Origin of the sequence: Methylobacterium sp. B1 (assembly GCF_000333255.1) — a bacterium.
GTDB lineage: Bacteria > Pseudomonadota > Alphaproteobacteria > Rhizobiales > Beijerinckiaceae > Methylobacterium > Methylobacterium fujisawaense.
This window is the reverse complement of record NZ_BACT01000195.1, coordinates 1-10,645: the sequence shown is the minus strand read 5'-3', so window position 1 is coordinate 10,645 and position 10,645 is coordinate 1. Positions and strand designations below refer to the sequence as shown.

Below are 10,645 nucleotides of genomic sequence, written 5' to 3'. Positions count from 1 at the left end.
GCACGCGACCCGAAGCGCCCTCCGCGCATCCCCGGTCACATCCGCCGTCACATCCGCCTGCCGCCTCATCGGCCGGGCGTTGGCGATGTAGCCGGGGATGAAGCGCTTCAGCACGATCGGGACCTGCCCGAGGCCGCGCACGAGGTCGGCCATGGCGGCGACCACCGCCGGATCCGTGCCGGGCCCCGGGACCACGTCGACGAGGTCGACGATGTAGGGCGGCGTGTACCAGTGCAGGATCAGCGCCCGCGCCTGCCGGGCCTCCGGGATCAGCGGGAACACGTCGAGATAGCTGGTGTTGCTGGCGAGGATCGCGTCGGCCGGGCAGAGCCGGTCGAGCTCGGCGAACAGGGCGCGCTTGGCCTCCGGATTCTCGGTGATCGCCTCGATGACGAGGCCGGCGCCCGCCACCGCCGCGTCCAGCGCCGCCTCGACCCGGACGGCCCGTGCCAGTCGCCCGGCATCCCAGCCCGCGGGCGCGGCCCCTGCCTCCTGCAGGGTGGCCAGCGCCGATTCCATCAGGCCGGGCACCCGCGCGCGGGTCTCCGGTGACGTGTCGGTGATCCGCACGCCGTGGCCGCCGAGCGCCAGCACCAGGGCGATGCCGTGCCCCATCACGCCGCCGCCGACGATCGCGATCTCGCCCATGCCGCACGCTCCGTCCCTGTCCCGGGCTCCTCTGGCGGGAGTCCTCGGGTCTTCACGCGAATTCAGCCGCCGCGCTGGTCCCGGCGCATCATGAAGGCCAGCTTCTCGAAGAGGCTGACATCCTGCTCGTTCTTCAGGAGCGCCCCGTGCAGGGGCGGGATCAGCTTGCGGCTGTCCTGCTCGCGCAGGGTCTCGGGGGCGATGTCCTCGGAGACGAGGAGCTTCAGCCAGTCGAGCAGTTCCGAGGTCGAAGGCTTCTTCTTCAGGCCCGGCACCTCGCGCAAGGCCAGGAAGGTCCGCAGGGCCTCCTCGACGAGGCGGTGCTTGATGCCCGGATAGTGGACGTCGACGATGCGCTGCAGCGTCTCGGCGTCGGGGAACTTGATGTAGTGGAAGAAGCAGCGGCGCAGGAAGGCGTCCGGCAGCTCCTTCTCGTTGTTCGACGTGATGATCACGATCGGCCGGCGCACGGCTTTGACGGTCTCGCCGGTCTCGTAGACGTGGAACTCCATCCGGTCGAGTTCGGTGAGGAGGTCGTTGGGGAACTCGATATCGGCCTTGTCGATCTCGTCGATCAGCAGGACCGGGCGCTCGGGCGCGGTGAACGCCTCCCAGAGCTTGCCGCGCCGGATGTAGTTGCCGATCTCCGAGACCCGGGGATCGCCGAGCTGGGAGTCGCGCAGGCGCGAGACCGCGTCGTACTCGTAGAGACCCTGCTGCGCCTTGGTGGTCGACTTGATGTTCCAGACGATCAGCGGCGCACCGAGCCCCCTGGCGATCTCCTCGGCCAGCACCGTCTTGCCGGTGCCGGGCTCGCCCTTCACCAGAAGCGGGCGTTCCAGCACCACGGCGGCGTTGACCGCCGCGGTGAGGTCGGGGGTCGCGACGTAGGTCTCGGTTCCGGAAAAGCGCATCGCGGTCTCGGAGAGAGGGGCTTGAGCCCAGGGGTAACGCGGCGCGCGGCCGGGCCGCAAGCGCGGCGCCGGATCCGACCCGCGTCCGCATCCTGAGACGCCCGCGTCAGCGGGCCCCACAGGAAGGCTTTAGGGAACGCGCGGCCGGATGGAGGCCTCTTCCGAGACCTCCGCTTCGCTCCGGCACCTCAGGATGAGGGTGGAGATCCGAGCTCAACCTCGGGACCTGGTCAGCCCTTCTCGTGCCAGACGCAGTTCCGGGCCAGGATCTCCAGGTTCACGTCCGACTTCTGCGGCTGCGGCAGGGTCTTGCCGTCCATGGCGAGGTCGATCTTGATCTCGACCTGCCCCTTCGCCTCGGCCGTGCGGCGGGAGAAGTAGCAATATTGCTGGTAGGGCTGGTCGGCGCTGTCCTTGAAGTTCCAGCCGGTCACGATCTGCCCGTCGAGATAGGGCACCTGCTTGAACACCGTGAAGGTGGTGTTCACCGTCGCCTTCGAGGCCGGGGCCGCGTCGCTGCCGAGCTGCGCCTTGGTGGGGGTCGGCGACGCGGATGCCTTGGGCAGGCCTTCGAGCTTCAAGACGTTGTCGGTCAGCGTGACCTCGCCCTTGGTCTTCAGGGTCACGTCCGAGAGGGCGGCCTGCATGGCGGCGGCGATCTTCTCCGCCGCGGTGTCGAACTGGTTGAGCGTCGCCCAGCCATAGGCCGCCGCCCCGATGCCGATCCCGGCGAGGCACGCGAAGGCGCCGAAACCCAGCGCCCGGAACAGGAAGGCCCGGGCGGCGACGTAGCTCGAATCCGCCCGCAGGCGGGAATTCACCTGCTGGGCGAGGGCGATATTCTCGGGGGTCCCGCTCGCGACGTAGTTCATGCGCCGGCTCCAGCGGCAGGGAGGGTCTGGCCCGGATGGGCCTGGTTGGGCAGCGCCTGCTGGCCTTGCGCCGGGCGGTTCATCGGGATCACCGCCCCCGAGGCGTTGGCGGCCCGCGGCAGGATCGGCTCAGGGTTCGAACGCAGGGCGTCGGCGATCGCGTCGAGCATGTACGGCGCCGCTTCCGGGTTCACGGCGGCGCCGAGGTCGTCCTCGTCCATGAAGGTCCGGCGGGTCGAGACCGCGCAGAGGGCCAGGATCGTCGACGCGAAGGCGGCGCAGACCGCGGGCAGGAACACGAAGATCCGCAGGAAGGCGTGGACCTGGCTCTCGGTCACGTCGATCGGATCGACGCCGTAGACCATGGCGGTGAACGAGTGGAGCTGCGAGCGGTTGACCGCGTTCCGGTAGCCCTGCTCGGCATCGGCTACGCGGCGGTCGGCGGCGCCCGGATCGAGGGCGGCGCGCGCCTTGCGGGCCTCCTCCAGGTCCTTGATCATCCCGGCGCGGTCGGCCGACGCCTTGGCGACGCCCTGCGACAGGGCCGCGACGCGGGGGTCGGCCACGCATTTCAGGTTCTGGTACTTCCGGCCCTTGCTGTTGGTGCCGAAGACGCGCTCGCAGCGCTGGGCCGGCAGGCCGGCGAGCTGCTGGGCGTTGTCGGCGGAACGCTTCTCGATCTGGTCGAGCTCGGCCGTGTACTGGGCCACGCGTTCGTCCGCCGCCTTGATGCGGTCGCCGATCGTCGCACGGTCGGCCTGGGCGTCCTTCAGGGCCGTCTTGGTCCGGGCCGCCTCCATCAGGCGGGGATGGAACATCATCTCGCCGAGCTGCGATACCGACTTGGTGGTCACGCCCGCCGCGAAGATGATGCCCAGCACCGCCAGCCCGCGCACGAAATGCGAGCGCTGGGTGCGCGCCAGGATGCCCAGCGGCACCCGGCACAGCTCCACCGCGGCGTAGACCAGGGGCGCCAGCAGCATGAAGTAGAAGGCGTGCCAGTCGCCGTCGCTGTAGACGCCGGCGAACAGCCACGCGCCCCAGAGCGAGGCGCCGATCACCATGAACTCGACGAGGTACGCGATTGCCACGTAGCCCCACTTGATGCGGTAGCCCTTCTCGACGTGGCGCTGGTGGCGCCAGCGGTCCGACTCGAGCTTCCACTCGCGCTTCTCGCGCTCGCGATCGCGGCTGGGGGGCGCTGTCGGACCGGAGAATATCGATTTGATGGAGATCATCGGCCTCGTCGCATCCATCCGGTCCAGTTCCGGGCAGGGCCCGGCCGAGCTTAACCCCCGGTTAACTCAGGCGTGTATGCGCCCATTGTGCCGATTTTGAGCCGCGTTGCACACACCCGCCGTACACATCCACCGGGTGATCGCCCGCAGCATCGCCCCGGTGGCGGAAATGTCTCACCCGATCGATGTATCCGGCTTGTGTCGGAGCGCACCTGCGCCGGCCTGTTCCCGGCCTGAAAGCGGTTGCCCGCAGCACAGCGACGACCCATGATCGCGAAGCCGTGATCGGCGTCCCCCCGCAGCCCCGAGAGACGAGGTTCGATCCGCCGCCGATGCCAGAGGTCCATGCCGGCTCCTACAAGGAAGCGATCCTGTTCCTCGTCACAGCGGGCATCGTGGTGCCGCTGTTCCACCGCCTGCGGATCTCGCCGGTGCTCGGCTTCATCGGCGCCGGCGCCCTGCTCGGACCCTTCGGCCTCGGCCGGCTGGCCGACACCTATCCCTCCGTTCACCTCTTCACCATCGGCAACCGGGCCGAGATCGCGCACCTCGCCGAATTCGGGGTGATCTTCCTGATGTTCATGATCGGGATCGAGCTGTCCTGGGAGCGCCTGCGGGTGCTGCGCCGGCTGGTCTTCGGCCTCGGCTCCCTGCAGGTGGGCTGCTCCGCGCTGATCCTCGGGGCGATCCTGTACGGGCTCGGCGTGCCGCTCACCGGCGCGGCGATCGTCGGCATCGGCCTCGCCCTGTCCTCCACCGCCGTGGTGCTGCCGGTGCTGGCCGAGCAGAAGCGGCTGAACGCGCCCACCGGCCGCACCAGCTTCGCGGTCCTGCTGTTCCAGGATCTGGCGGTGGCGCCGGTCCTGTTTGCCATCGCGGTGCTCGGCCGCGACGACGGCGGCGACAAGGGCTGGGCGCTGGCCATGGCGCTCGGGCAGGCGGCGATCGCGCTGGTCCTGATCGTGGTGGCGGGCCGCCTCGCCCTGCGCCCGCTGTTCCAGCTGGTGGCGCGCACGCGCTCCACCGAGCTGTTCATGGCCGCCTGCCTGCTGGTCATCGTCGGCACGGCGCTCACCGCGGCGGCGAGCGGCCTGTCGATGACGCTCGGCGCCTTCGTGGCCGGCCTTCTGCTGGCCGAGACCGAGTACCGCCGGGCGATCGAGGCGACGATCGACCCGTTCAAGGGCCTCCTGCTCGGCGTGTTCTTCGTCTCGGTGGGCATGAACCTGGACCCGGCCCAGCTCATGGCGAGCCCCGGCGCGATCCTCGGACTGTCCCTGGCGCTGGTCCTGATCAAGGCCGCCGTGGTGATGATGGCGGCTCCGGTCCTGAAGATCCCCCGGCCGGTGGCGCTGGAGACGGCGCTGCTGCTCGGGCCGGGCGGCGAGTTCGCCTACGTGCTGATCGGCGGCGCCATGGCCACCGGGCTCGTGCCGGAGGAGGTCGGCGCGGCCGCCCTCGTGGTGACCACCGTCACCATGATCATGATCCCGGCGCTCGCCGCCGTCGGCCGCCGGCTCAAGATGCGGGCGACGGCCAGCGCCCAGGCCGCCGCCAAGGCCGAGCCGGTGCCGGAGCGGGTGGACAACCGGGTGATCGTCGCGGGCTTCGGCCGCGTCGGCCGGCAGGTCGGCGAGATGCTGGAGCGGCACCAGATCCCGTACCTCGCCCTCGATTCCGACGCCGCGCGGGTGGCCGAGCAGCGCCGCGCCGGGGCGCCGGTCTATTTCGGCGACAGCGGCAGCACCGAGATGCTGCGCCGCTGCGACATCGCCACGGCCCGGGCCCTGGTCGTCACCCTGGACAACCCGCGCGCCGTCGAGGCGGCGGTGGTGGCGGCCCGGGCCGAGCGGCCGGACCTGACCATCGTGGCCCGTGCCCGCGACGCCCGTCACGCGTCGTCCCTCTACGAACTCGGCGTCGACGACGCGGTGCCGGAGACGATCGAGGCCTCCCTGCAGCTCTCGGAGGCCGTGCTGGTCGATGTCGGCGTCCCGATGGGGCTCGTCATCGCGTCGATCCACGAGCGGCGCGACGAGTACCGGACCCTGCTGAAGAAGCGCGAGAACGAGGCGAAGCCGATCTTCCGTGCCCGCCGCACGGTGGGCAAGGCTCTGGGCAAGCCGCCGGCCAAGCGCGAGCCCGAGCGCCAGGAGGCGGCCGGCCAGGAGGCGTGACAGGAGGCGTGAGCCGCAGCCCTGCCGAACCAGCGGGGCGCCGCCGCGGTAGCGCGTCCGCTGTCCGTCTGCGGAACCGGAGAGCGTGCCGATTCCGCCGCCCGACCAAGGGCAGGATCACGACTGCCTGGCTGTCCCAGGCCCGGTTGCGGGTCCTGCCGCGTCCAACCCCGGCCGCTTCCCAGCTTCAGCCAAGTCGTGCTGCGGCGGCGGCCGGCAGGCGCAGGAGACGTCGAAATCTTTCGATGTGATTGATTCGAACAGAAAGCGGCGCCAAATTTTTTTCGCGTGAAGTCTGTAGTGCGTGCTGCTAGGGGTCGCATGTTCAAATGTGATATTATGGAATATTTGCCTAAGTAGTTCTTTGTTTGCCTGAAATCGATCCGACCCCTGCGACTTTGGTCTTCGCCCGCAGGTGCCTCTGAAGGCGCGGTGCGATTGCAGGTGAGATTGGCTCAAGATTTCGCCATGTAGGATTGCGGCATTCGACCGGTGCGCGTCTGATGCGAGGTGAAGCCCGTGATGGCTAAAAGCGGTCTCCTGATGTTCTGCGCGTCACGTAACGTTCAACCGGCGGCGCAAGACCGGCTCGCGATCCGGGTCTTCCCGCCGATCCGTGCGTGCGGCGTCGAGCGAGGTCGCGATGTATGAGGGGGACGGCCGATTTCCGCGGGTCGGCGGTGATCGGGACATATCAGAATACGCGACCGTGCGGATGAATACGGACGCGGTGCCGCTCCAGGCGCGTTTCGATTACTGGATTGAGGCATGCCGAACCATGTTCGGTAGTTTCGAGTTTGTCGATCTGGAGCGAAAGAACTTTCGCGCCGCGTTGAACACTCTGACCGTCGACAGCCTCACGATCGCGCACTACGTCGGATCGCCCCACGCCATGGTCCGGACGCGGTCTCACATCCGATCGTCGGATAACGATTTCTATCTCGTCATCCTGGCGTCGGAGCGGACCTTCAATCTGGATCACGGTCAATACCATCGATCCAGTACCGGCGGGATCTCGCTCCTGGACAACACTCAGCCCTTCCTGGGTGCCCATCCTGAAGGCTTGGATATCATCAATGTCTTCATCCCGCGGGCCGTGCTGGAGCTGGCGATGGGGCCGCCCCGGTGCCTGACGGGATTGTCGATCGACGCGACGCAGACCAGCTTTCCTATCATCGTCTCGTACCTGTCCGCGCTGATCAAGCACGGCGCAACCCTCGATCCGGCCTGCCAGGCGCGCGTGGCTGCGATTGCCGTCCAACTCATCGCGGCCGGCTTTGCGGAGAAAGTGGAGTCCGACGCGCCCCGGTCCCTGGGCGGCGCCGCGATCCTGAGCCGGGCGCGGGCTTTCATCATCGACCATATCGGCGTCGAGGGCCTGTCGATCAACGATGTCGCGGCCGCGCTCAATATCTCGGTCCGCCGGCTTCAGGAGGTGGCCAGCGCGGAGAACATCGCACTGATGGACTGGATGTGGGAGCGCCGTCTGCAATTGGCGCACGCGAAGCTGGCCGATCCGGTCAACGGCGTCGTGCCGGTCGGCCTGATCGCGTATCAATGCGGGTTCGCCAGCCAGGCGCACTTCTCCCGCCGCTTCAAGGAGCGCTTCGGGCAGACGCCGACGGAGTACAAGGTCGCGTCCGGACTCACGCGGGCGGCACGCGCCGCCGCGGCGGCCGGCATGGCCTGAAGCGGGCCGGTGCGCGCAAGCCGCCGATGCCGTCAGATCAGGGCGGGCTGCGCGTCCTCGTGCTTGGGCCGCCGCGTCACGCGGCTGCGCGGCGCCGGCTCGAACCCGTCGGCGAAGCTGCACCGGTAGACCAGCTCGTCGGCCGGCCCGAGGCCGGTGACCAGGGGCACCGTCACGGTGTCGCCGGAGAAGCGCCAGCCGCGGGCGCCCTTGTCCCAGTAGAGCCAGACCGTGCCGGGATAGCCGCGCAGGGTGAAGACCGCCGCCTTGCGCGACAGGGCCTGCACCGCCCGAGGGGCATACATGCCCTTGTCGCGATACGCGTCCCGGGTCGCCTCCGGCTGGCGATCCATGAAGGTGTTACGCACCAGCTGAATCGTCGCCCCCGGCTTCCCGAGAAACCGCTTGAATTCCGTCAGATTCCGCAGGATGACCGCCATCGCAGGTCTCCTCGCCAGTCCGGTCCGGACCGCGTCGCCGCGTCCGCACACACTCGATGCCCCGAGTTGAGCGATTCCCATGACCGATTGAGTGACCGGGCGAGGCTTGTCCGGGCACATATCAACAGATTCGACAACTTATACCCAGGTTATGAGTCCCATCGGCCCGGAGAGACTCGCTTCGGCCCGAGATCCGGCCGCGTCGACGACGATGAATCTTGTCGACCATCGCCGAAGACTCGAAATCCGGCCCAGAAAGTCCTGCGCCGCCCGGCGCGGCCTTGGCCGATTCGCGCGGGCTTGACCCGGGCGCCCGGCTGGCGCGTTCTCCCGGGATGCTGCTGCAGTTCTTCACGGCCCTCCGGGACGCCAAGGTCCCCGTCTCCCTGAAGGAGTACCTCATCCTGCTCGGCGCCCTGGACCGGGGCCTCGCCGGGCACGATGTCGAGGCGTTCTACTTCCTGTCGCGGACGGCGCTCGTGAAGGACGAGGCGCATCTCGACCGGTTCGACAGGGTGTTCGGCACGGTGTTCAAGGGGCTTCAGACCCTCGGCGAGGCGGTCGAGCCCGCGGCGATCCCCGAGGAGTGGCTGCGCAAGCTCACCGAGAAGTACCTGACCGAGGCCGAGAAGGCGGAGTTGAAGGCGCTTGGCTGGGACACGCTGTTCGAGACCCTGAAGCAGCGGCTCGCCGAGCAGAAGGGGCGCCACCAGGGCGGCTCGAAATGGATCGGCACCGGCGGGACGTCGCCCTTCGGCGCCTACGGCTACAACCCCGAGGGGATCCGGATCGGCCAGGACGGGAACCGCAACTTCCGGGCGGTGAAGGTCTGGGACAAGCGGGAATTCAAGGATCTCGACGACGACCGCGAGATCGGCGCGCGCAACCTACGCCTCGCCCTCCGGCGCCTGCGCCGCTTCGCCCGGACGGGGGCGGCCGAGGAACTCGACCTCGACGGTACGATCCGGGCGAGCGCCCGCCAGGGCTATATCGACGTGAAGCTGCGGCCGGAGCGGCGCAATGCCGTGAAGGTGCTGCTGTTCCTCGATGTCGGCGGCTCGATGGACTGGCACATCGAGCAGGCGGAGGCGCTGTTCTCGGCGGCGCGCTCGGAGTTCAAGCACCTCGCGCATTACTACTTCCACAACTGCCCCTACGAGGCGGTCTGGACCGAGAACCGGCGGCGGCACGAGGCGCAGACGCCGCTGCTCGACGTGATCCGCACCTATGGCAGCGACTACCGGCTCGTCTTCGTGGGCGACGCCTCGATGAGCCCCTACGAGATCGCGACGCCGGGCGGCTCGGTGGAGCACTGGAACGCGGAGGCCGGCGCCGTCTGGATGCAGCGGCTCCTCGACCATTTCCCAAAGGCGGCGTGGCTGAACCCGGTGCCCGAGACGCACTGGGGCTACACCCAGTCGATCGGCATGATGCAGCGGCTGATCGCCGGCCGGATGTTCCCCCTCACCCTGGACGGGCTCGACGCGGCGGCCCGGGCGCTGGTGCGGTGAGGCTCGGTATGCCTCGGCTTCGTCGCGCCGATCCGCGGCCTCATCCTGAGGTGCCCGCGTCTGCGGGCCTCGAAGGCGGGCGCGAGGGATCGCGGCGCTGACTGGAGGGCTCCTGCGAGGCCTCCGCTGCGCTCCGGCGCCTCAGGATGAGGGTGCGGGGATCGGGACGCTCCGCGACATCGTGGCCCGGCCGCTCCGCGATCGGAGGGCCTGTCAGCCCTGCTGGGACGGCGTCGTCACCACGAGTCCGTCGAGCGCCGGGGTGATCTTGATCTGGCAGGACAGGCGGGAATTCTCGCGGACGTCGCTGGCGAAGTCGAGCATGTCCTGCTCCATGTCCTGGGCCTTGCCGACCACCTCGATCCACGCGTCGGCGACGTAGACGTGGCAGGTGGCGCAGGCGCAGGCGCCGCCGCACTCCGCGTCGATGCCCGGCACGTTGTTGCGCAGAGCCGTCTCCATCACGGTCGCGCCGACGCTGCCTTCGACGGTCCGCTCCGTCCCGGCGTGGTCGACGTAGGTGATCTTGGGCATGCTGGGGGCTCCGGGCTCGCGTCGAGCGCACTCTGTCCGACGGGCGGCGTGCCTGCTTGGCGGCTGGAAACGCGGAATGCAAGCGCGGCATTAGACACCGGTCCCGGATCGATCGCCGCATTGCGGCGACCCCGTCAGGCCCGGGCCTCCGCGATCTCCGCCAGCGCCTGCGCGACCGCGTCCGCGAGGTCGTCGACCGGCACGGGCCCGGTGCCGTCCCGCAGGCGCGCCTCCGCGGCATCCGCCAGGGCCCGCACGCGCACGGCCCCGACGCCGGCGGCCGAGCCCTTCAGGGTATGGGCGAGGTCGGCGCGCGCGTCCCGCGGCACGGCCGGGTCGGCGAGGCGCGGCAGGATCGACCGGCACTGGCCGGCGAACAGATCCAGGACCTCACGGGCCAGCTCGGCGTCGCCACCGGTCTGGGCGTCCAGTTCCGCGGGGTCGATGGCCTGCATGCTCGGGCTCCCGGCATCCGGATTCGTCGGGGATTGCGGATCTGATCCACACAATTCACCCCCTGATTCGCCGGGTGGGGATCGCGCCGGACCCCTCCCGTGCGGCAGGATGGTGGACGCGGTGAGCGACGGGCGCGGTAACCATTCGGTTAACGTTTTCTGGGGC

10 protein-coding genes are annotated in these 10,645 nt (G+C 69.3%); 3 read left to right on the top strand and 7 right to left on the bottom strand.

The features are described 5' to 3' along the window. From I53_RS05165 to I53_RS05150, 4 genes are all read right to left on the bottom strand, one after another. A partial coding sequence (locus tag I53_RS05165) for a 3-hydroxyacyl-CoA dehydrogenase NAD-binding domain-containing protein (RefSeq protein WP_251982228.1) occupies window positions 1-648 on the bottom strand: 648 nt, incomplete at its 3' end. Between the two features lie 62 nt (window positions 649-710). Next, window positions 711-1,562 carry a MoxR family ATPase gene (locus I53_RS05160; protein WP_043347425.1) on the bottom strand — a complete coding sequence of 284 codons (852 nt, stop codon included), beginning with the start codon at window positions 1,560-1,562 and terminating at the stop codon, window positions 711-713. 230 nt (window positions 1,563-1,792) lie between these two features. Continuing rightward, window positions 1,793-2,434, bottom strand: a complete 642-nt coding sequence (locus I53_RS05155; RefSeq protein ID WP_043347422.1) for a hypothetical protein — start codon at window positions 2,432-2,434, stop codon at window positions 1,793-1,795. Beyond that, window positions 2,431-3,690 (bottom strand): hypothetical protein, encoded by a 1,260-nt coding sequence (locus I53_RS05150; RefSeq protein WP_043347420.1) that lies wholly within the window; start codon window positions 3,688-3,690, stop codon window positions 2,431-2,433. Before I53_RS05150 ends, I53_RS05155 begins: the two co-directional genes overlap by 4 nt. 314 nt (window positions 3,691-4,004) lie before the next feature. Here I53_RS05150 and I53_RS05145 point away from each other — a divergent pair, with 314 nt between their 5' ends. After that, on the top strand, window positions 4,005-5,849 hold the full coding sequence (locus I53_RS05145; RefSeq protein ID WP_043347418.1) for a cation:proton antiporter: 1,845 nt from the start codon (window positions 4,005-4,007) through the stop codon (window positions 5,847-5,849). A gap of 643 nt (window positions 5,850-6,492) precedes the next feature. Next, window positions 6,493-7,539 carry a helix-turn-helix domain-containing protein gene (locus tag I53_RS05140; protein WP_051044678.1) on the top strand — a complete coding sequence of 349 codons (1,047 nt, stop codon included), beginning with the start codon at window positions 6,493-6,495 and terminating at the stop codon, window positions 7,537-7,539. 32 nt (window positions 7,540-7,571) lie between these two features. On the opposite strand, the gene I53_RS05135 is transcribed toward I53_RS05140, so the two are convergent. After that, on the bottom strand, window positions 7,572-7,979 hold the full coding sequence (locus I53_RS05135; RefSeq protein WP_043347415.1) for a hypothetical protein: 408 nt from the start codon (window positions 7,977-7,979) through the stop codon (window positions 7,572-7,574). Between the two features lie 335 nt (window positions 7,980-8,314). Between I53_RS05135 and I53_RS05130 the strand changes: the two genes are divergently transcribed. Further along, window positions 8,315-9,490: a VWA domain-containing protein gene (locus tag I53_RS05130; protein ID WP_043347412.1), complete on the top strand. Its 1,176-nt coding sequence runs from the start codon at window positions 8,315-8,317 to the stop codon at window positions 9,488-9,490. A gap of 213 nt (window positions 9,491-9,703) precedes the next feature. On the opposite strand, the gene I53_RS05125 is transcribed toward I53_RS05130, so the two are convergent. Beyond that, on the bottom strand, window positions 9,704-10,024 hold the full coding sequence (locus I53_RS05125) for a 2Fe-2S iron-sulfur cluster-binding protein (protein ID WP_043347410.1): 321 nt from the start codon (window positions 10,022-10,024) through the stop codon (window positions 9,704-9,706). 134 nt (window positions 10,025-10,158) lie between these two features. Then, window positions 10,159-10,479 carry an Hpt domain-containing protein gene (locus I53_RS05120; RefSeq protein WP_043347408.1) on the bottom strand — a complete coding sequence of 107 codons (321 nt, stop codon included), beginning with the start codon at window positions 10,477-10,479 and terminating at the stop codon, window positions 10,159-10,161. Between the last annotated feature and the right edge of the window lie 166 nt (window positions 10,480-10,645).